Here is a 19,990-nt window from a genome sequence, read left to right as displayed (position 1 = left end):
GTGAGCGCGGTTTTGTTCCTCAGACGACCGCGGCGTCGGGGAGTCCCTCGATGGGGCTCTCGGCGACGGCGGGCTCGCCGGCCTCACCGCGTGCGGCGAGGAAGTGCTCCACGTCGAGAGCGGCGACCGTTCCGCTGCCCGCGGCCGTGATCGCCTGGCGGTAGGTCGGGTCGATCACGTCACCGGCGGCGAAGACGCCGTCGACCGAGGTGCGCGACGAACGGCCGTCGACCCAGATGGTGCCCTGGTCGGTCAGCTGCAGCTTGTCGTGCACGAGGTGTGTGCGCGGGTCGTTGCCGATCGCGACGAACAGACCGTCGAGGGGGAGCTCACGGGTCGAGTCGTCGACGGTCGAGCGCAGACGCACGCCGTTGACCGCGTCCTCACCGAGGATCTCGTCGACCGCGCTGTTCCAGATGAACTCGATCTTGGGGTTCGCGAAGGCGCGCTCCTGCATGATCTTCGACGCGCGGAGCGAGTCCTTGCGGTGGATGATGTAGACCTTCGACGCGAACTTGGTCAGGAAGTTGGCCTCTTCCATCGCCGAATCGCCACCGCCGACCACGGCGATCGTGCGGTCGCGGAAGAAGAAGCCGTCGCATGTGGCGCACCACGAGACGCCGCGGCCCGAGAGACGGTCTTCGCCCTCGAGTCCGAGCTTGCGGTAGGCCGAGCCGGTCGCGTAGATGACCGAGACGGCTTCTTCGACCTTGCCGCTGCCGAGCGTGATCTTCTTGACGGGGCCGTCGAGTTCGAGCGACACGACGTCGTCGTACAGCACCTGGGCGCCGAAGCGCTCGGCCTGCGCCTGCATCTTGGCCATGAGGTCGGGGCCCTGGATGCCGTCGGGGAACCCGGGGAAGTTCTCGACCTCGGTCGTGTTCATGAGGTCGCCGCCGGCTTCGACGGAGCTCGCGACGACGAGGGGCTCGAGGTTGGCTCGGGCAGCGTAGATGGCGGCCGTGTAGCCGGCCGGGCCCGATCCGATGATGATGACGTGACGCACGGTTGCGCCTTCCTCTCGTTGATTCCGTCGGATGAAACCCATGGTAGCCGCGGGGTATTCCGCAGCCCCCGGGGCTAGCGCTTGGGGAGGAACCGCCGACCGAGCGCGAGCGCCGGGGCGAGTTCGGGAGTGCGGAAGAGGGCCAGGATGCCGATGTACACGGCGAGGACGACGATGCCCAGCACCGCGGCGCCGGCGATTCCGGCCCCGACGCTGCTCGTCATCCATCCTTCTGGACCGCCCAGGAGGAGCAGGGTCCCCCATCCGGCGGCGGCGGCGGGAATCGCAGCCAGCGCGAAGCGTCCGAGCGCCGGGAGCCACGAGCCCGTGCCGATACCGGAGAGTCGTCGACGGAGCAGGATCGTCGCGACGATCACCTGCACGATGCTGGCGAACGACTGGGTGAGGGCGACGCCGGCGGCGAGTTCCGAGCGGTCGAGGGCCGCGCCGGCAGCGAGGGCTCCCGCGGCGACCAGCACGCACTGCAGCAGCGTGAAGAAGAACGGGGTCCGCGTGTCGTTGTAGGCGTAGAACGTCCGCTGGATGACGAAGAGCACGGCGAGGGGCACGAGGGACACCAGGAAGCACCACAGCACGGGAGCCGCCGCGAGGGCTTGTTCGGGATTCTTGGTGAAGATCCGGCTCGCGGGAACGGCGGCCACGGCGAGGGCGGCGGTGGCCGCGACGATGAAGAACCCGAGCGTGCGGATACTGCGGGCGATGTCCGCACGCACGTCCTCGTCGCGTCCCGCGGTGGCGTGCTCGCTGAGCTGCGTGAAGTAGGGCGTTCCGATCGAGAGCACGATGATCGAGTACGGCAGCATGAACAGCAGCCAGGCGTTCTGCGACGCGAAGATCGCGGGGTCGTTTCCGGACGCGCCGGAGAGGACGTTCGACTGCACGACCCCGGCGAGCTGACCGGCGACGACCATCAGAAAGGTCCAGCCGGCGAGCCGTCCGATGTGGCGGAGCCCCACGCCTTTCCACTGGAAGTCGGGCCGGAGAGTGAGCCCTGCGCGGCGCCAGAAGAACATCAGCACGACCGTCTGCACGACGATCCCACCCGTCGCCGTGGCCGCGAGCAGGGCGATCATCGACGGCGTCCAGACGTCCACGTTCTCTTGCGGACCGCCGAACAGCAGGATGAACGCCCCGAAACCCGCGATCGACACGACGTTGTTGACGATCGGCGCCCACGTGTACGGGCCGAAGATGCGCCGGGCGTTGAGGATCTCACCCAGCAGCGCGTACAGCCCGTAGAAGAAGATCTGCGGCAGGCACCAGTAGGCGAAGGCGGTCGAGAGTGCGAGCTGGTCTCCGGTGAATTTGCCCGCGTAGACCTGCACGAGGAGCGGGGCGGCGATCATCGCGAGAGCGGTGGCGCCCAGCAGACCGACGGTGCCCAGGGTGAACAGTTTGGAGATGAAGGCTTGTCCCCCATCGGCGTGCGCGGCGGCCTTCACGATCTGCGGGACGACCACGGCGGTCAACAGGCCGGTGGAGATGATCGCGTAGATGTTGTTCGGGAGCTGGTTCGCGACGGCGAAGGCGTCACCCGCTCTGCTCTGCGAACCGATGGCGGCGACGAGCACGATGGTGCGCAGTACCCCGCTTACGCGGGACGCGATGGTCCCGGCTCCGATGAGCACGCTGGCCCGTCCGATACTGCTCACGGGCGTGTCTCCTGCTCGGTCTCCGACGCGGTCGCGCGGGGTGTCTGGTCGTCGTGCGCGAAGTCCTCGGCGTCTTCCGCGGGGCTGCGGCCGTCGGCATCCGGATCTTTCAGGACGATCCCGTCCGCGGGCTCGTCGCCGTGAGGGGTCTGAGGTGCGGCTTCTTCGGCACGCAACCGGCGTCGACGGGCGACCGTGCGCACCACGCCGAGGCTCAGGAAGCCGACGATGAGGGCGATGACCACCACGATGCCGATGTTCTCCCACTCGGCGCGGACCTCGACGTCGACCGCCTGAGGCGAACCGATCGGGACGCCCGTGGGGCTGAACAGCTGCAGGTCGACGCTGACCTCTCCGTTGGCGATGCGCGCTTCGACGGGGACCTCGACGCGGGTGTTGGCGGAGGCCTGGGCGTCGATGGTCGTGTGGTCTTGGACGCGAAGCCGCACGTCGTTGGTGCGGACCGCCATGACGACCGTGATCGGCCAGGGGAGATCGTTGCGCACCCACGGCCGCAGCGGGGCGCTGGAGCTGACCAGGCGGAAGTCGGACGACAGGATGCCGACGGAGTCGAGCGTCGTGCGCGTGGCGTCACGGTGGTCGGAGACGGCCTGGCGGGCGGCATCCCCCGTCCACGAGGTGTTCGTGACCTGCAGGACCTCGGCGCGTTCGCGTCCGGTCAGGAGCTCGGGCTGGTCGAGGATCGAGGCGAAGCGGTCGATGCTCTGCTCGTCGCCGAGCAGGTCGCGGACCTCGTCGACACGGGCGGCGTCGACGGTCGGGGTGGTGAGGGAGACCTCGGATGCCGGGAGGGCAGCCACCGTACGCAGCGTCGAGGCCGTGAAGCCCGGCGCTGTCGAGGCGAGGCCGAGGGTCGCGCGCAGGCTCACACGAGAGCGGTCGGTGCCCCGGTCGAGGACGGCGAGGACCGGCTGGTCGCCGGTGGCGGCGCGTGCGATGGAGAGGTACGCCTGAGCGGCCGCCAGCGAGGCTCCGCGGCGGGTGCTGTCGTTCTGCCCCGCCGCATCGGCGAGGGCGCGAGAGACCTCGGCGTCGTACACCGGGGTGGACACCCCTCCGACGCTGGCGGCGGCCTGTCGACCGCCTCCCGAGACGCTCGTCGACGGGACGAGGACGTGGGCGGGTTCGTCGGCGCTGCCGAGGCCGCCGAGGGCGGCGACGGTGTCCGATCCCGCGGACCCGGTGGCCGGCCAGTAGACGTGGGGGGTGGCGACTCCGATGTCGAGCAGCGTCGACAGCGACGGGTAGGTGGGTTGGCCGGGCGTCGAGCTCGGGGCGGGGTCGGGCGTCGAGACCGCCGAGACGGCCGGGGCGGGCTGCACGAAATCGGCCGCGGTCATGTAGTTCTGCAGCGACGTGGGCGCTAGCGGTGCGGTCAGACCGGCGTGCAGCTGCGCCGCGACGTCGGAGTCGCCGAACTGCAGGGCGAACCGGTCGTTGGGGAGGGCCAGCAGTCGCTGCAGCCACGACACCGCGGTGGGCGGAGCTGCGGAACCGAGCACGCGGATCGCGGCGGGGATGGCGGGGTCGACCGCCAGGGTCGCGGCCGTGCCGTCGACCGCGTCGAGCTGCGCCGAGAGGGCGCCGTCGACAGCGGTGAGCTCGGCCAATTCGTTCGCCGTGAGCAAGCCGCGGGTGAGGGGGGCCGCAGTGATCGGCACGACGAGGGCGATCGGGGTCTGCGCCCCCGTCTCGGCGGGGACCACGACGACGCTGGGTGCGGTCAGTCCCCCGCTCGTCGCGAGCACCGGGTAGACCCCGGCGCCGCGGTTCGCGAGGGCCGGGTCGTTACCGGGCGCCGTGAGCGTGGTGGTGGATTGCGAGCCGGAGGCTGCGGCATCCAAGGTTCCCGTGGCGACCTGCTGGAGCGTCACGCCTGCGGCATCACCGCTGAGCCATCGGTCTATCGCGGCGTCGTCAGCGAGAGGGGCGGCACCGAGGGACAGGGCCACGGGCCCCGCGGACGCCGGCGAGGTTCCGGCTGCGACGCTGATAACCACCGAGAGAGCGTCGCCTGGACGCAGGATGCCGTTCGCCGCGGGGGCTGCGGTGAGGACCGAGGGCGAGGCCGAGGCGGACGGAGAGGGGCTCTGGGTGGCCGCGGTGGCGGCGGTGACGGGCAGTGCGATGCCCACGACGATGGCCCCGGCGGCCAGGGTCGCCAGGAGCCGGCGCGTGAGGGAGCGCCGCGGCACGGGTGCGCCCGAAGGCTGGGAGGTCACGGTCATACGAGCGTCGGTGGAACGAGGGGGCCTCGTACCGCCTGCGAGTCTAGGCCCGCGTACCTACAAGCCCCCCGATAGCCTCGCGCAGACGGTTGAATGGACCGGTGCTCCCCGAACCCGATCCACAGCTGTGCCAGGCCCTCGCCGACGACCTCCGCGCGGCGGGCTACACCAGCGCCGCCCTCCGTGACGCCTGGGGAGCGCAGGCCGATGACGCCGTCGCCCGCGGGCTCCGTCGCCCCGCCACCCGGGCCCTGGGCGAGCGCGGCGACGCCCTCGCCGTGCTGGGGCGCCTCTGGGGTCTCGGGCTGCCGGTCCCCCGCGGCGACGCCGAGTCGGCTCTTCCCACCCTCCGCGTCGACGGGGCTGCGGCCCTCGGTCTGTTGGAGATCTCGGGGGATGCCGTGACCCCGGCCGTGCTCGTGCGCCCCCAGGCCTTCGCCGACGACCAGGGCGAGGTCGAGTGGTGGATCGCCAGCGATCTTGACGAGGCTGCTCTCGAGGGCCCCCTCCCCGAGGACCACGTGCTGGGCGTGGGCGGGGCGTCGCAGACCCTCGCCCGCCTTCAGCTCACCCGGAGCGCGCGCACGGCCCTCGACATCGGCACGGGATGCGGCATCCAGGCCCTGCGCCTGCGCCGGCTCGTCGACCACGTGGTGGCGACCGACATCTCCGAGCGCGCCCTGCGCTTCACCCGCCTCAATGCCCTCGTGAACGGGGTGGACGGGATCGAGACCCGCCTGGGCTCGCTGTTCGAGCCCGTCGCCGGTGAGACCTTCGACCGAGTGGCATCCAATCCCCCGTTCGTCATCACGCCGCGGGTCGCGGGGGTGCCGGCGTACGAGTACCGCGACGGCGGGATGGAGGGCGACTCGCTCGTCGCGTCCGTCATCTCGGGCGTCGGGCAGCATCTCGCGCCCGGCGCGGTGGCGCAATCGCTCGGCAACTGGGAGTACCGCTGGGGCGAGTCCGGACTCGACCGCGTCCGGGGATGGGTCGGATCGTCGCTCGACGCGTGGGTGATCGAGCGCGAGGTGCTGGATCCGCTCGCCTACGCCGAGCTCTGGGTGCGTGACGGCGGCACGGTGCCCGGCACTCCCGCCTACGCGCGTCTGATCGACGCCTGGCTCGACGATTTCGCCCGGCGCGGAGTCACGGGCGTCGGCTTCGGGTACGTGCTGCTGCGTCGACCTCTCGCCGGTGGACCGACGCTCGCGCGATACGAGCGCGTCTCGGGCGGCGGGGAATCGGCGTTCGGGCCCCACCTGTCGGCATCCCTCGCCGCTCACGACCGTGCGGCCCTGCTCGACGACGAGGACTTGGCCGCGAGCGTGCTGCGCGTCGCCCCCGACGTCACCGAGGCGCGTCATCACCGCCCGGGTGAGGAGGACCCATCGGTCATCGAGCTGCGTCAGGGCGGCGGCTTCGCGCGCACGCTCGAGGTCGACCCGGGTCTGGCGGCGCTCGTCGGCGCCTGCGACGGCGACCTGCCGGTGGGCTCCCTCGTCGACGCGATCGCCCAGCTGATGGAGGTGGATGCCGTGGCCCTGCGCGCGGATCTGCTGCCGCGCGTGCGCGAGCTGCTGGTGACGGGCTTCCTGGGTTTCGCCGACGATTGATCCGGCCCCGCTCGGTGGCGTTCCGGCCCCGGATAGGCTCGAAGGCATGCTGAACATGGCTGAGGGTCTCGCGCGCCTCGAGGAGCTCGCCGCGCATCCCGTGGTCGCCACGCTCGCTCGCGTCTTCGCCGAGGCGGGTCGTGATCTGGCCATCGTGGGGGGTCCCGTGCGCGACGCCCTGCTCGGCCGCGTCACCCACGACTTCGATTTCACGACCGACGCCCGCCCCGACGAGATCCTCGCGCTGGTCAAGCCCGTCTCGTCGGTGCAGTGGGATGTGGGCCGGGCCTTCGGCACGATCGGCGCCCGGGTGAAGGGCGAACAAGTCGAGATCACCACCTACCGCGCGGACAGCTACGACGGCGTCACCCGCAAGCCCACCGTCGAGTTCGGCGACACCCTCGAGGCCGACCTGAGCCGCCGCGACTTCACGGTTAACGCGATGGCTCTCCGGGTTCCGGCCCGCACCCTCGTCGACCCCACCGGTGGCGTCGAAGACCTGGTCGCGGGGCGCCTGCGCACCCCCATCGACCCGGCCGTGAGCTTCGGCGACGACCCGCTGCGCATGCTGCGCGGGGCTCGCTTCTCGTCTCAGCTCGACTTCGCCGTCGACCCCGACACCCTCGACGCCGTCCGCGAGCTGCGCGGTTCGCTGCAGATCGTCAGCCCAGAGCGGGTGCAGGCGGAACTCGTACGGCTCCTGCAGACCGATGACCCCGTGCGCGGCATCCGGGTGCTCGTCGAGACCGGACTGATCGAGGAGTTCCTGCCCGAGGTGCCCGCGCTGCGCCTCGAGGTCGATGAGCACCACCACCACAAAGACGTCTACGAGCACTCGCTCACGGTGCTGCGCCAGGCGATCGCGCTCGAGAAGCAGCGTCACCCGGATGCCGCACCCGACGTGCCCCTGCGCCTGGCGGCGCTGCTGCACGACATCGGCAAGCCCGCCACCCGTCGCCTCGAAGCCGGCGGTGGAGTGACGTTCCACCACCACGACATCAAGGGCGCGCGCATGGCGCGCAAGCGTCTGCAGGCCCTCCGCTTCGACGCGGCCACCACGTCGGTCGTCGCCCGCCTGGTCGAGTTGCACCTGCGGTTCTTCGGCTACGCCGAGGGAGCGTGGACGGATGCCGCGGTCCGCCGCTACGTGCGCGATGCGGGCGACGAGCTCGAGCGTCTGCACATCCTCACGCGTGCCGACGTGACCACCCGCAACAAGCGGAAGGCCCAGCGTCTGGCATCCGCGTACGACGACATCGAGGCCCGCATCGCGGCGCTCCGCGAGCAGGAGGAGATCGACTCGATCCGCCCCGAGCTCGACGGCAACCGCATCCAAGAGGTGTTGGGGTTGAAGCCGGGTCGCGAGGTGGGCGAGGCGTATCGCTTCCTGCTCGACCTGCGGCTCGACGAGGGCGTGCTGGGCGAGGACGAGGCCGAGAAGCGCCTGCGGGAGTGGTGGGCGGCGCGGGGCTGAACCGGGTCCAGGCTTCCCGCCGGTGGGCGGGACCGTCGCGCGGAGTTCGTCGGTGACACGCCGACGGTGACGGGCCATCGGCGGCGGGTCGGGCGCGCTCCGCACGACGGCACGGGGTGAGGCGGCCTCTTGGGGCGTTGTTCGTGGCCCCGGGGCGTTCTGCGTGGCCCCGGGGCCATCGGCGAGAGAGGGGTGCGGCGTCATCGGGATGCTCGAAGGCCGGATGCCACCCCCTCACCGCCCGCGTCAGGGCACGACGACCGCGCGCCCCCGGACCTCCCCCTTGTGCAGCTTCCCGTATGCCTCGACGGCGCCGTCGAAGCCGTAGCGCTCCACGTGCACGCCGACCGCGCCGCTGCGGGCGAGATCGAGCACCTCGATGAGTTCGCTGCGGGTGCCCCAGTACGGAGCGCGGACGGCCGCGCCCATCGGCGTCGAGAAGAAACCGGCGGGGAGGATGCCGCCGCCGATGCCCACGATGTGGATGAAGCTGTCCATTCCCGCGACCGCACGGGCGAGGTCGATCGTCGGTTGGACGCCGACGAAGTCGAAGACAGCGGTCGCACCGAGGCCGTTCGTCAGTTCTTTGATGCGCTCGGCCGCCTGCTCGTCGGAGGTGACCGTGTGGTGCGCGCCCACCTCGCGGGCCAGGGCCAGCTTGTCTTCGCCCAGGTCGACCGCGATGACTGTCGCCTGTGTGATCGCGCGGAGGATCTGGACGCCGACGTGACCGAGGCCGCCGACACCGATCACGACCGCTGTGGCACCGGGGTACAACTTCTCCTTCGCCGCGACGATGGCGTGGTAGGGCGTGAGGCCGGCATCCGTGAGCGAGACGGTCTCGACCGGGTCGAGGTCGCCAAGGGGTGCGAGGTGACGCGGATCGTCGACGATCACGTACTCGGCCATGGCTCCGGGGCTGCCCAGTCCTGGAGGCGTGATGCCCATCTCGGCCGCGTAGGGGCAGTAGTTCTCGGCCCCCTGGGCGCAGGCATGGCAGCGACCGCAGCCCCACGGTCCGTAGATCGCGTACGCCGCGCCCATCTCGATGCCTTCGACACCTTCGCCGAGCTCGTCGACGACACCCGCTCCCTCGTGACCCAGCGTGAGAGGGAGTCCGTAGGTGTACTGGTCTTCGGGGAGGTCCATGACGAACCAGTCCGAGTGGCACAGGCCGGCCGCGGTGACCTTCAGGCGCACCTGGCCGGGACCCGCGTGGGGCTCATCGATGTCGACGACCTCGGGGCCTTTGCCGATCTCGCGATACTGCACTGCCTTCATGGCATCCCTTTCTCTCGTTCTTTCCACCGTGGGGCGCGTCCTCTGTGTTTCCTGTGGGGGTTGACGGCGTTTTCGGGGCATCGGGAATGGTTCTCATCGGCAGGCTGGAGCAATGGATGCCATGGACTGCGTGTTTCACGCCCGGGTCGGTCTCGCGGAGGGAACGTCGGCGCTCTTGCCGATGAGCGACCTGGCCCGGATCGCCCCCCAGGCCTCTCGAGCCGCCCTCGCGAAGTACGACGACACCGCGGAGCGGCAGCGGCTGCGCGACACCGTCATTCCCGGCCTCGACCGGACGTGGACAGAGGTCGTCTTCCTCTCGCCCGTGCACCCGCACGCGATCTGGCGGGCGTGGCTCGAGATCCGGGGCCGTGAGAGGCCGCCATTGGAGTTCTGGGCCATTCCGGCCGCCGATCTTCCCGATGGCAGCGTCGTGCTGGACCGCACGCTCACCGCCACAGGTGATCCCATCGACCCGCGTGAGGTCCTGCCGTTCGATCGTGCGTCTCATCGAGCGGCACTGACGACGACCCCGCAGAATCGCGCCTGGCTCGAGGATTGCGCGCGCCGAGGGGTGAGCGGGGCCTGGTTCCATGGCATCCCGCATGTCCTGGCTCCGGGGTCCGTCCCGCTCGACCGCGCTCGGGTCGTGTCCTGGGAGATCGCACCGTAGCGGGGTGTCTCCCGTGCAGTGGGGCGCCCGGCAACCGCCCCGGTGCACGAACAGTGCCCCGGGCGAATCCACCCTCCCGGTCGGGCGCCTCGCGACCTACACTGAGACCCACCTCCGTCACCGCCGATGGGAGTCCCGTGTCCTCTTCGTGGTCGCGTCCGGCTGTTTCCCCCGAGACCTCGGGGCTGCTGATCGCGCGCGCTCACGACGAGCTCCTCGCCGGGAACGACGACGGGCGCCTCGACGACGTGCGGCCGCTGGTGCAGGAGTCGTGGCGCCGGTCTCTGGCATCCCTCGTCGGTCCCGAAGGACTCCCCTCGCTCGATCTCGCGAGCAACGAGCTGGAGGCGTATCGCCGCGGCCACCCCCTCGCGGGCGTCATGGACATGATCCGTTCGCTGCTGCTGCCCGGATCCGCTGAGGAATCGGGCGTGGTCGTCGCAGTCGGAGACGCCTCGGGACGCCTGCTCTGGGTCGAAGGCGATCGTCACATCCGCGCCCTGACCGGCGGCATGGGCTTCGTGGCGGGGGCGAACTGGGCGGAGGATGCCGTGGGCACATCGGCGCCCGGAACAGCGCTCACCCTCGATCGGTCGGTGCAGATACGCGGCGCCGAGCACTTCAACCGTCTCGTGCAGCCCTGGTCGTGCACCGCGGCGCCCGTGCACGACCCCGAGACGCGCGGGCTGCTCGGCGTGATCGACGTCACGGGAGGGTGCGAGGCCGTCACCCCGCAGGCGCAGTTGCTGGTGGATGCCACGGCCCGGGCGATCGAGAGCGAGATCCTCGTGGCGCGACTGCGCGCGCAACACGCTCCTCCCCCGCGCCGATCCGCGCCGGCTCGAGCCCTGCTGCGCATCCTGGGCAGAGACCGCGCCCTGCTGGAGGCGGGTGGCGCATCCGTCGAGCTCAGCGCTCGGCACGCCGAGATCCTGTTGCTGCTCGCCGTCCACCGGGAGGGACTGTCGGCCGAGGCCCTGAGCGAGGCGGTCTACGGTCACCCCGCCGTCGAGACGCTGCGGCCCGAGATGGTGCGGCTGCGGCGCGCGCTGGTTCCGGTGGCGCCGGGCCTCGTCCCCGCCTCGCGGCCCTACCGATTGCCTGCGGAGCTCGAGACCGATGCGCAGCAGATGTTGTCGCTGCTCGACCGCGGCGCGCACCGCGTCGCGCTCGCGGCCTACGCCGGTCCGGTGCTCCCCGATTCCGAGGCGCCCGGGGTGGTCGAGGTGCGCGAGTCGGTGCGGTCGACGTTGCGTGAAGCGCTCCTCGCCGAAGCGGGGGTGGATGTGCTTCTCGCCTACGCCGAGACCTCCGACGCCCGCGACGACGAGGAGGTGCTGCGTCTCTGCCTGGAGCTGGTGCCGGCCCGCTCGCCCAAGCGCGCCGGTCTCGTGGCGCGGCTGGAGCGCCTCGAACGGGAGTGACACTCCGTTCTCCCCCTCGCCACCAGGGTGTTTCCCGAGAGGGTCCCCGATGTCGGAGCCCCTCGTTACGCTGAACATATGGACGAAAACGCGCTCGACATCTTCTCGGCAGCTCGCGCCCGTCGCGACGTGGGGCGCATTCGCGAGGCACTCGCCGAGGTCAAGGCGGGCGACATCGCCCGTGTCATCGTCCGTTCGCCCCGGTACGGCCTCTACGCCCTCGAGGGCGCCGTGCGCATCGGCGTGGGCGGGCAGCCGCTCGTCGGCGATGTCATCCTCGCCACGAGCGCCGAGATCCAGCGCATCGACCTCGGCATCGAGACGCCGCAGCCCGCGCTCGAGGCCGACGTGGTCGACCCCTCGACGCTCCCCCACGGCACGCCGGTGCGGGTGACGTTCCTCACCCCGACCCACCAGACCTTCGCGCTGACGGGTCCTATCACCGCGGGCAACGACCGTTTCCTCCTCGTCGGCAGCTGGATCGTCGCCGACGGCCACACGATCGCGCCGCGCGTGCAGAGCATCGAGCGTCTCGACGACGTCGACCTGCACGAGGTCAACGTGCCGCCGCTGCGGTCGGTGTTGGCCGACGCCGACGCCTAGTCTTCGTCGCACAGAACGGATGCCACGGCCTCGGGGTCGTGGCATCCGTTGTTTCGCGGGGTGCGGTGAGCTCGGCGCCCGGCCAGCCCGGGGCCTCCGTCTGTGCCCGGCCCGCGTGTGACGAAACCGCAGCGGTTCTTCGAGAACGCACCCTTTTCGCGTCCATAAAGTGCGTCCTCGCCGAACGGGTGCGTCCTCGCCACCCGCCCCGCCCCCCCCCCGTGCAACCCGATGCAACCTCCCCGGGCGTACCTTCGGCGCATCGCCGCTCAAAGCCGTCGCGGCGACTCATGACCGTCGAAGGAGACCAGCATGACCATCGTCGAAGAAGGCGTCTCGAGCGTCTACGCCGCCCCCGGGCAACGCGGGGCCGTCGCCGAGTATCGCTCGCGGTACGGGCACTACATCGGCGGCGAGTGGGTCGAACCGCACAGCGGCGAGTACTTCGAGAACATCACCCCCGTCACCGGCAAGCCCTTCTGCGAGGTCGGTCGCGGCGACGCGCACGACATCGATCGAGCGGTGGATGCCGGGTGGAAGGCGTTCGCTTCGTGGAAGAAGACGACGCCGGCCGAGCGCAGCGTCATCCTGAACAAGATCGCCGATCGGATCGAAGAGAACCTCGAGAAGATCGCCGTCGCCGAGACGTGGGAGAACGGCAAGCCGGTACGTGAGACGCTCGCGGCCGACATCCCCCTGACCGTCGACCACTTCCGCTACTTCGCCGGCGTGCTGCGGGCGCAGGAGGGATCGCTCAGCCAGCTCGACGAGAACACCGTGGCGTACCACTTCAACGAGCCGCTGGGTGTGGTGGGTCAGATCATCCCGTGGAACTTCCCGATCCTCATGGCTGCGTGGAAGCTGGCCCCGGCCCTCGCCGCGGGCAACTGCGTCGTGATCAAGCCGGCCGAGCAGACCCCGGCATCTCTCCTGTTCCTCTTCGACATCATCGGCGACCTCCTGCCGGCGGGTGTCGTGAACATCGTGAACGGCTTCGGCATCGAGGCGGGAGCACCGCTCGCCCAGCACAAGCGGATCCGCAAGATCGCCTTCACCGGCGAGACCACGACCGGCCGCCTGATCATGCAGTACGCCTCGCAGAACCTCATCCCCGTCACGCTCGAGCTCGGAGGCAAGAGCCCCAATGTCTTCTTCGAAGACGTCGCTCTGCACAACGACGACGCCTATTACGACAAGGCGCTCGAGGGTTTCACGATGTTCGCGTTGAACCAGGGCGAGGTGTGCACGTGCCCCTCTCGCTCGCTGATCCAGCGGTCGATCTACGACCAGTTCCTCGGCGACGGCCTGGAACGCGTCAAGAAGGTACGTCAGGGCAATCCCCTCGACCCCGAGACGATGATCGGCGCGCAGGCCTCGAACGATCAGCTCGAGAAGATCCTGTCGTACATCGACATCGGGCGGCAGGGCGGTGCCAAGCTGCTCACGGGCGGCGAGCGGGTCGACCTCGGTGGCGACCTGTCGGGCGGCTACTACGTCGCGCCGACCGTGTTCGAGGGCACGAACGACATGCGGATCTTCCAGGAGGAGATCTTCGGACCGGTCCTGTCGGTCACCTCGTTCGACGACTTCGACGACGCGATCTCGATCGCCAACGACACCCTCTACGGTCTGGGCGCCGGTGTCTGGAGCCGCAGCGGCGACACCGCCTACCGCGCCGGTCGGGCGATCGAGGCCGGACGCGTCTGGACCAACACGTACCACCAGTACCCCGCGCACGCCGCGTTCGGCGGGTACAAGCAGTCGGGCATCGGCCGCGAGAACCACCTCAAGATGCTCGACCACTACCAGCAGACGAAGAACCTGCTCGTGTCGTACGCCGACGGGGCGATGGGCTTCTTCTGAGCTTCCCCCGGGATGTCCCACTTCGTGCGAGTTTGACGGACTGAACTCGCACGAGGTGGGACGCGCAGCGTGGCGGACGGTATGCATGTCCCACTTTGTGCGGATCGGGTCCCCGATCTCCGCACGAAGTGGGACAGGCCTCAACGAAGGACGGGAACGGATGCCAGAACTCTCCCGCGTGGACGTGACGGATGCCGCTGCCGCGCTGCTGCGCGAGCTGACGGTGAAGCACGGGCCGCTGATGTTCCACCAGTCCGGCGGGTGCTGCGATGGCAGCTCCCCCATGTGTTACCCCGTGGGCATGTTCCTGACCGGTCCTAGCGACGTGCACCTAGGCGACATCGAGGTCGGACTCGACGACCCCGTCGAGGTCTACATGTCGGAGTCGCAGTTCGAGTACTGGAAGTTCACGCACCTGACCATCGATGTCGTTCCGGGACGCGGGGCCGGCTTCTCGGTCGAGGGCCCGACGGGTATGCGGTTCCTCATTCGCTCCCGGATGCTGACGGAGGAGGAGGCGGTGGCGTTCGGGGTGGGCGCGTCGTCGTAATGCCAAAGGAGCACGTCCTCACCAACCCGAGGCGCTTCGTATGTCGCTTACCATCGCGTTAGTCGCGAGCTGCCGGCAGCGCCGCCACTTTACGAGCGTGCTGCCGCAGGAAATCCGGATCTACTCGAATACGATCGTCGCTCACCCTGCATCCTCTTGCTTCGCTTGTGGGCGGTACCGTTCAGCATTCGTGCGAAGGCCAGCGACCGTTGGCGCGTCGGGTCCGAGAGCATCCGTAGCCAGGGCGATACTGCGACGTGTCGCTTCCTCGTAGCCCTCGTCGAGCGCCTGAAGGAGCAACGAACGGACCCGATCGGGACCCAATACGAACGCCTGGTGAGTGAAGCCGACATCGAGCAACCGTCCGTTGGCATCCACTGAAACGTTTACCTGCCCACCTGGGGAGGAGATTTCGACGCGTATCGCCTCGATGTCCGATGCGAGTTGCTGCATCTGCTCCGCCCGACGCTGGCTCAGGGCCACCTGCCTGTCGAGCTTGAGTAGCGCTTCTTTCACTTCTGCAGAGTCCGTCACTCAGCCCTCCTTGAATGTCGTGCTCAACACCATAGGGTCTCCCGCGCCACAGACGGAGTCTCGTCTTGACACCGCAGCGGGCAGAATGACCCCGTGCACGCTGACATCGACTTCACGCCGCTCACGCATCCGACCGATCCGCCGGCGAGGACAGACCCGACGGCGAACGCCGTCGCTCGTCTAGCCTTGGCGAACGGCTGGCAGTACTACACGCATGCGGTCGAGCAGCAGCTGCCCGGGGTGGTCTTTCGCGAACCGAATGGCAGGTCGCGATTCTCGCAGCGCGCCGTCAACATCGTGCGCATCCCCGGCACTCCCATGATGGAGATCGGTGACAGCTTCTACACGGAGGTCGCTGTGGGGAACCAGTTCACTCAGCGGTGGGGGTATCTTGCTGTGGACGTCGGCGTCGAGATGCCCTCCGTCACGATGGAATCGCGGTCGAACTTTGCCCAGAGCCCTCTGCCGGCAACCCCGGCCGGGGCTCTAGCGGACGAAAGTCGTAGCGGCCTCCGCGTAGAGGCAGCCCCCGGAGCAGAGTTTGCGGCTGACGCGCTCCTGACGCCCGAGGTCGTCGAGGCGTTGGACAACGGGTCATATCCGTTGGATGTGGAACTGAACGGACGGTGGCTGTTTCTGTACGCCCCTCGCTCTCTTTCGACGGACGACGCGCAGTCATGGGAGCACACTCTTCGTACAGCGCAGCTACTCATGGACCGTGTTCGTGAGACCTTCCCGATGGACGCCTCGTCCTCGGGCGCTGAGGTACACCAGTTCGGCGCGCCCGTGACGCCCATGCAGTCGCGGGGAAGCCGTGTGAACCGTATGCGAGTCACGTGGTACCTACTGGCCGTGGTCGCCGCGATGGGGGTTGCGGGGGGTGCCGCGCTGCTTTTTGGCGGCCGATGACATCCAGGGCGCCGAACGGGGCTGTGCAGTCCCCTCCACCTTCGGAAGGTTTTGCGCCCCCGCTCACGCCCCTTAGTTGCCCGGATCGTGTAGCTCAGAGGCATGACGGACGGCTGCTCGGTTAGGGCGTACTCGCCGTCCTTCCGTGAGGTCGCGCGGCCGGGGAGGGCCTCCCACGGGACGCTGTCGTGCTCGACGAGCGCGTCGAAGCGGAGGCCTCTGCCGAGCAGGGCGGTGACGATCTCGCCGAGGCCGTGATTCCATTCGTACGTGCGGGTCGACGTCAGCGGCGCCGAGACCTCGACGTACGTGCTGTCGTCCCCCTCGAGCGGGTTGTCTGCTCGAAGTACGGAAAGATCGCGCGAGACCGGGGAGCTCCTCGTTCAGGGCTCACAGGATCGGGTGTTCCTCCCGGATGTGAAGGGTCCCTCCGGGCGTCGGGAGCTCGGCGACGACCCCCGCCCATGACGTCGTTCCGGGCGAGGCGCCGGGTTCTCGGTCGAGGGACCGACGGGCATGCGATTCCTCATTCGGTCGCGGATGCTGACGGAGGAGGAGGCGGTGGCGTTCGGGGTGGGCGCCTAATCAGAGCCACCCCCGCTCCACAGCGACCCGCACGGCATCCGCCCGATTCCGCCCGCCGGTCTTGCCGATCGCGCTCGACAGGTGGTTCTTGACCGTGCCCTCCGACAGGTGCACGGTGCGGGCGATGTCGGCGATCGAGCCGCCGTCGCGGGCTGCGGCGAGCACGTCGGTTTCGCGCTCCGTCAGGGGCGAGTCGCCCTGAGCCAGCGACTCGGCGGCGAGCTGCGGGTCGACCACGCGCAGACCCTGAGACACCCGCCGCACCGCATCCGCGAGTTCGGCCGCCGGGGTGTCCTTCACGACGAAACCCGAGGCGCCGGCCTGCATGGCCCGCGCCAGGTATCCGGGGCGCCCGAAGGTCGTGACGATGAGGGCGCGGCATCCGGGAACCTCCGAACGCAGGAGGGATGACGCAGCGATCCCGTCGAGGCCGGGCATCTCGATGTCGAGCAGGGCGACGTCGGCGTCCGACGACCGCGCGGCCTCGACGACCTCGTCTCCGCGTCCGACCTGGGCGACGACCTCGATGTCGGGCTCGAGTCCCAGGAGGGCGGCGAGGGCCCCGCGCACGAGAGCTTGATCGTCGGCGATGAGCAGTCGGATCACCACGCCACCTTCACTCTGAACCCGCCGAGGTCGCTGCGACCGATCGTCAACCGCGCCCCCGAGGTCTCGACGCGTTCGCGGAGCCCCGTCAGTCCCGAGCCCGTGGATGCCGTGGACGCCGGGCCGCACCCATCGTCGGCGACCTCGATCGACCGGCCGTCCAGGCGCACCCGGCACGCGGTCGCGCCGGAGTGACGGACGACGTTGGTCACCGCCTCGCGCACGACCCATCCGGCGAGCTCGCGCCGGTCGGCGGGAACCTGGTCGGTGGAGCCGGGGAGGTCGGCGGAGACCCCCGCGCTCTCGAGGGCCGCTCGCGCCGCGGCGATTTCGCCGCTGATGCTCACCCCGCGGTAGCCGTGGACGGTCGCGCGCACGTCGGCGAGGGCGCCGCGAGACAGACCCTCGATCTGGGCGATCTCGTCGCGGGCGGCCGGGGAGCCGGCATCCATCAGTCTTCCCGTCAGCTCGGCCTTGACCGTGATCACCGTCAGCGAGTGACCGAGGATGTCGTGCACGTCACGGGCGACGCGGCCGCGCTCGCGCTCGGCGGCGAGTTCGGCGATCTGCTCCTGGGCGGCGCGGAGGCGCTCAAGGGTCGAGATGTTCTCGACGAAGCTGAACATCATGATCGAGATCGAGAGGATGATCGCCGAGTTCACGACGTTCGACAGCGGATCGGCGTCCATCGCCTCGCCACCCACGAACGACAGGGCACTCAGCGCAGGGATGAAGAGCCACGTGGTCCTCCTGCCCATCGCCGAGACGGCGAAGGCGACGCCGACGAATGTCCACATCCAGCGGATGTCGGCGCCGAGCCAGGGCACCAGGGCGAGGGTGAGAGCGAACAGTACCAGCGTCGGAGCCAGCCGGCGGATACGCGATGCCGTGACGCGGGCGTACGGGACGGTCGCCATGAACACGGCAGCGAACAGGACCACGATCGCGGTACCGGCGACGTGACCCGCGACGCTCGGGCCCTCCCAGAGCTCGACCAGGACGGGGAACGTCCAGATCAGCGAGATCGACGCCCCGATGAACCAGCCCCGTCGGAACGGACGACGGCCCGGAACTCGGGTGCGTTCCGGGCCGGTCGTCGTGCTCACGTCGTTCACCCTAGGCGCGTCAGCTGCGACGCGTGTCGCGACGGAAGAAGTACACGGTTCCGGCGACGAACACGGCGAGCCACACGACCGCGTTGATCAGGGCGCCGAGGTCGAAGCCGTCGCCGGTGAGGGGTGAGCGAGCGAGCTCGCCGATGCCGTAGACGGGCGTCAGTTTGCCGATGATCTGCAGGAAGTCCGGCATCGACGACAGGGGGAAGAACAGCCCCCCGAGGAACGACAGCAGGACCACCGCCAGGCTGGTGATCTGCGCCGCGTTCTCGCCGGGAACCATGTACCCGACCATCAGTCCGAGCGTCGTGAACACGGCTCCCGCGAGCACCCACGCGGACACTCCCGTGACGATCCACTGCACCGGGGCGAGCTGGACGCCGGCACCCGCCGCCACCGCGTACGTCGCGATCACGGCGATGAGGCCGAACACCATGCCCGCGAGCATCTTCACGACGACGTTCGCGACGGGATTCAGGGGCGTGAGCCGCAGCTGACGGGTCCAGCCCTGCGCGCGCTCCACAGCGACGGCGGCGCCCGTCTGCGTCGCCGACATCATGGTTCCGTACATTGCCATCGAGACCATGATGTACGCGGCCACCGACACTCCCCCGGATGCCAGCGGGGTATCGGTGAGCGGCACATCGAGCGTCTGGAACCCGACGATGAAGAACATCAGCACGGGGAACGCGACGGTGAAGAGGATGCTCCGTGGGTTGCGGAGCTTGCGCACCAGTTCGATGCGCAGGTAGGTCAGCGTGAAGCCGCCGAAGGCGGGGACCGGGCGGTCGAGAGTGATGGCGGTCATCGGAGTGATCCCTTCGAGACGAGGTCGGATGCCGAGGGCTCGGCGGTGAGCGTCAGGAACACGCTCTCGAGGTTCTGTGCGGTGATCTCCAGATCACGCGCCGTGGTCGTGGTGAGCAGGTGACGGGCGAGGGCGTCCGAGTCCCGCGTGTGGACGGAGACGCGCTCGCCGGTGGCCTCGACCGAGTCGACGCCGGGCAGAGCCGCGAGCGCCGTGAGGTCGGCATCCGGAAGCGTCGCCTGAACCACACGACCCGACACGAGGTTCTTGATCTCGGTGGTGCTGCCGTCGGCGACGATCTGCCCGCCCCGCATGAGCACGATGCGGTCGGCGTACTCGTCAGCTTCGTCGAGGTAGTGCGTGGCGAACATCACGGTGCGTCCGCGCGCGGCATCCGCTCGAATCGCGCTCCAGAAAGAGCGGCGCGCTTCGACATCCATGCCGGTGGTCGGTTCGTCGAGGATCAGCAGGGCCGGGTCGCTCACCAGCGCCATCGCGAAGCGCAGTCGCTGCTGCTCGCCGCCCGAGCACAGTCCCACCTTGCGTCGTGCCAGATTCCGGATGCCGGCACGCTCGAGTGCCTCGTCGACGGGACGTTTCTCGGCGAACAGGCTCGCCGTGAGCTCGACGGTTTCGCGCACGGTCAGGTCTTTCAACAGTCCGCCCGACTGGAGCACGGCCGAGACGAGACCACGGGCGACGGCGCCGCGAGCGGTGTGACCGAAAACCTCGATGCTGCCGGCGTCGGGATCGGTCAATCCCAGGATCATGTCGATCGTGGTGGTCTTGCCCGCGCCGTTCGGGCCGAGGAAGGCCACGATCTCGCCCGGTCGGACGGTGAGGTCGACGCCGCGCACGGCGTGGACGGAGCCGAAGCTCTTGACGACGCCCCGCGCGTCGATCGCGGCGGGGAGGGGGGTGGAGGAGGTCATGTGTTCATGCTGGCCGCGGGCGCCTCGGGGCACATCCGCCGCCCGTCACCATTCGGGGGTGACGTTCGTCATGGGTGGGTGACCGGGTG

17 protein-coding genes and 1 pseudogene are annotated in these 19,990 nt (G+C 69.6%); 9 read left to right on the top strand and 9 right to left on the bottom strand.

Annotation, left to right across the window (positions count from 1 at the left end; genetic code table 11):
• Window positions 1-19: 19 nt before the first annotated feature.
• The 3 genes from trxB to J2X55_RS02405 all read right to left on the bottom strand — a co-directional run bounded on the left by trxB (window position 20) and on the right by J2X55_RS02405 (window position 4,922).
• Window positions 20-1,006, bottom strand: coding sequence for a thioredoxin-disulfide reductase (trxB, locus tag J2X55_RS02415; protein ID WP_103207479.1), 987 nt, complete (start codon window positions 1,004-1,006; stop codon window positions 20-22).
• Window positions 1,007-1,080: 74 nt separating this feature from the next.
• Window positions 1,081-2,679, bottom strand: a complete 1,599-nt coding sequence (gene murJ, locus J2X55_RS02410; RefSeq protein ID WP_115916446.1) for a murein biosynthesis integral membrane protein MurJ — start codon at window positions 2,677-2,679, stop codon at window positions 1,081-1,083.
• The gene (locus J2X55_RS02405; RefSeq protein ID WP_309821714.1) at window positions 2,676-4,922 is read right to left on the bottom strand and encodes a DUF6049 family protein; all 2,247 of its coding nucleotides are present in this window, start codon (window positions 4,920-4,922) and stop codon (window positions 2,676-2,678) included. Before J2X55_RS02405 ends, murJ begins: the two co-directional genes overlap by 4 nt.
• Before the next feature lie 107 nt (window positions 4,923-5,029).
• On the opposite strand from J2X55_RS02405, the gene J2X55_RS02400 reads away from it, so the two are divergent.
• Together J2X55_RS02400 and J2X55_RS02395 are read left to right on the top strand one after the other, a co-directional pair.
• The gene (locus J2X55_RS02400) at window positions 5,030-6,544 is read left to right on the top strand and encodes a methyltransferase (RefSeq protein ID WP_309821713.1); all 1,515 of its coding nucleotides are present in this window, start codon (window positions 5,030-5,032) and stop codon (window positions 6,542-6,544) included.
• 46 nt (window positions 6,545-6,590) lie between these two features.
• The gene (locus J2X55_RS02395) at window positions 6,591-8,018 is read left to right on the top strand and encodes a CCA tRNA nucleotidyltransferase (RefSeq protein ID WP_309821712.1); all 1,428 of its coding nucleotides are present in this window, start codon (window positions 6,591-6,593) and stop codon (window positions 8,016-8,018) included.
• Between the two features lie 246 nt (window positions 8,019-8,264).
• Here J2X55_RS02395 and J2X55_RS02390 read toward each other — a convergent pair whose 3' ends face one another.
• Window positions 8,265-9,299, bottom strand: coding sequence for an NAD(P)-dependent alcohol dehydrogenase (locus tag J2X55_RS02390; protein ID WP_115916454.1), 1,035 nt, complete (start codon window positions 9,297-9,299; stop codon window positions 8,265-8,267).
• 112 nt (window positions 9,300-9,411) lie between these two features.
• On the opposite strand from J2X55_RS02390, the gene J2X55_RS02385 reads away from it, so the two are divergent.
• From J2X55_RS02385 to J2X55_RS02365, 5 genes are all read left to right on the top strand, one after another.
• A complete protein-coding gene (locus J2X55_RS02385; protein ID WP_309821711.1) occupies window positions 9,412-9,972 on the top strand; it encodes a hypothetical protein in 561 nt (186 codons plus the stop codon).
• A gap of 137 nt (window positions 9,973-10,109) precedes the next feature.
• Window positions 10,110-11,396, top strand: coding sequence for a GAF domain-containing protein (locus J2X55_RS02380; RefSeq protein WP_309821710.1), 1,287 nt, complete (start codon window positions 10,110-10,112; stop codon window positions 11,394-11,396).
• 78 nt (window positions 11,397-11,474) lie between these two features.
• The gene (locus J2X55_RS02375; RefSeq protein WP_309821709.1) at window positions 11,475-11,999 is read left to right on the top strand and encodes a hypothetical protein; all 525 of its coding nucleotides are present in this window, start codon (window positions 11,475-11,477) and stop codon (window positions 11,997-11,999) included.
• 312 nt (window positions 12,000-12,311) lie between these two features.
• Complete coding sequence (locus J2X55_RS02370; RefSeq protein WP_309821708.1) at window positions 12,312-13,862, top strand: aldehyde dehydrogenase family protein; 1,551 nt, start codon at window positions 12,312-12,314, stop codon at window positions 13,860-13,862.
• 160 nt (window positions 13,863-14,022) lie between these two features.
• Window positions 14,023-14,412 (top strand): DUF779 domain-containing protein, encoded by a 390-nt coding sequence (locus J2X55_RS02365; RefSeq protein ID WP_115916462.1) that lies wholly within the window; start codon window positions 14,023-14,025, stop codon window positions 14,410-14,412.
• Window positions 14,413-14,553: 141 nt separating this feature from the next.
• Here J2X55_RS02365 and J2X55_RS02360 read toward each other — a convergent pair whose 3' ends face one another.
• Window positions 14,554-14,946 carry a YbaB/EbfC family nucleoid-associated protein gene (locus tag J2X55_RS02360; RefSeq protein WP_115916464.1) on the bottom strand — a complete coding sequence of 131 codons (393 nt, stop codon included), beginning with the start codon at window positions 14,944-14,946 and terminating at the stop codon, window positions 14,554-14,556.
• Window positions 14,947-15,039: 93 nt separating this feature from the next.
• On the opposite strand from J2X55_RS02360, the gene J2X55_RS02355 reads away from it, so the two are divergent.
• Both J2X55_RS02355 and J2X55_RS02350 read left to right on the top strand, forming a co-directional pair.
• Window positions 15,040-15,855: a hypothetical protein gene (locus J2X55_RS02355; protein WP_309821707.1), complete on the top strand. Its 816-nt coding sequence runs from the start codon at window positions 15,040-15,042 to the stop codon at window positions 15,853-15,855.
• 477 nt (window positions 15,856-16,332) lie between these two features.
• Window positions 16,333-16,440 (top strand): annotated as a pseudogene (locus J2X55_RS02350) (DUF779 domain-containing protein); the annotation flags it as partial.
• Here J2X55_RS02350 and J2X55_RS02345 read toward each other — a convergent pair.
• Genes J2X55_RS02345 through J2X55_RS02330 form a run of 4 tightly spaced genes read right to left on the bottom strand, consistent with a single transcriptional unit; the run spans window position 16,441 to window position 19,901 of the window.
• Window positions 16,441-17,046, bottom strand: a complete 606-nt coding sequence (locus tag J2X55_RS02345; protein WP_115917473.1) for a response regulator transcription factor — start codon at window positions 17,044-17,046, stop codon at window positions 16,441-16,443.
• The gene (locus J2X55_RS02340) at window positions 17,043-18,152 is read right to left on the bottom strand and encodes a sensor histidine kinase (RefSeq protein WP_309821706.1); all 1,110 of its coding nucleotides are present in this window, start codon (window positions 18,150-18,152) and stop codon (window positions 17,043-17,045) included. The genes J2X55_RS02345 and J2X55_RS02340 overlap by 4 nt, the downstream gene beginning before the upstream one ends.
• 19 nt (window positions 18,153-18,171) lie before the next feature.
• A complete protein-coding gene (locus J2X55_RS02335) occupies window positions 18,172-18,969 on the bottom strand; it encodes an ABC transporter permease (RefSeq protein WP_309821705.1) in 798 nt (265 codons plus the stop codon).
• Complete coding sequence (locus J2X55_RS02330; protein WP_115916470.1) at window positions 18,966-19,901, bottom strand: ABC transporter ATP-binding protein; 936 nt, start codon at window positions 19,899-19,901, stop codon at window positions 18,966-18,968. The genes J2X55_RS02335 and J2X55_RS02330 overlap by 4 nt, the downstream gene beginning before the upstream one ends.
• Between the last annotated feature and the right edge of the window lie 89 nt (window positions 19,902-19,990).

The organism is Microbacterium sp. 1154 (assembly GCF_031455375.1).
Lineage (GTDB): Bacteria > Actinomycetota > Actinomycetes > Actinomycetales > Microbacteriaceae > Microbacterium.
This window is presented reverse-complemented; position numbering and strand designations above follow the sequence as displayed.

Bases quoted from the DNA above. Each gene is read 5' to 3' on its own strand.
- J2X55_RS02395 (WP_309821712.1), top strand. From the start codon at position 6,591: ATGCTGAACATGGCTGAGGGTCTCGCGCGCCTCGAGGAGCTCGCCGCG.
- J2X55_RS02390 (WP_115916454.1), bottom strand. From the start codon at position 9,299: ATGAAGGCAGTGCAGTATCGCGAGATCGGCAAAGGCCCCGAGGTCGTC.
- J2X55_RS02385 (WP_309821711.1), top strand. From the start codon at position 9,412: ATGGATGCCATGGACTGCGTGTTTCACGCCCGGGTCGGTCTCGCGGAG.
- J2X55_RS02375 (WP_309821709.1), top strand. From the start codon at position 11,475: ATGGACGAAAACGCGCTCGACATCTTCTCGGCAGCTCGCGCCCGTCGC.
- J2X55_RS02370 (WP_309821708.1), top strand. From the start codon at position 12,312: ATGACCATCGTCGAAGAAGGCGTCTCGAGCGTCTACGCCGCCCCCGGG.
- J2X55_RS02365 (WP_115916462.1), top strand. From the start codon at position 14,023: ATGCCAGAACTCTCCCGCGTGGACGTGACGGATGCCGCTGCCGCGCTG.
- J2X55_RS02335 (WP_309821705.1), bottom strand. From the start codon at position 18,969: ATGACCGCCATCACTCTCGACCGCCCGGTCCCCGCCTTCGGCGGCTTC.
- J2X55_RS02330 (WP_115916470.1), bottom strand. From the start codon at position 19,901: ATGACCTCCTCCACCCCCCTCCCCGCCGCGATCGACGCGCGGGGCGTC.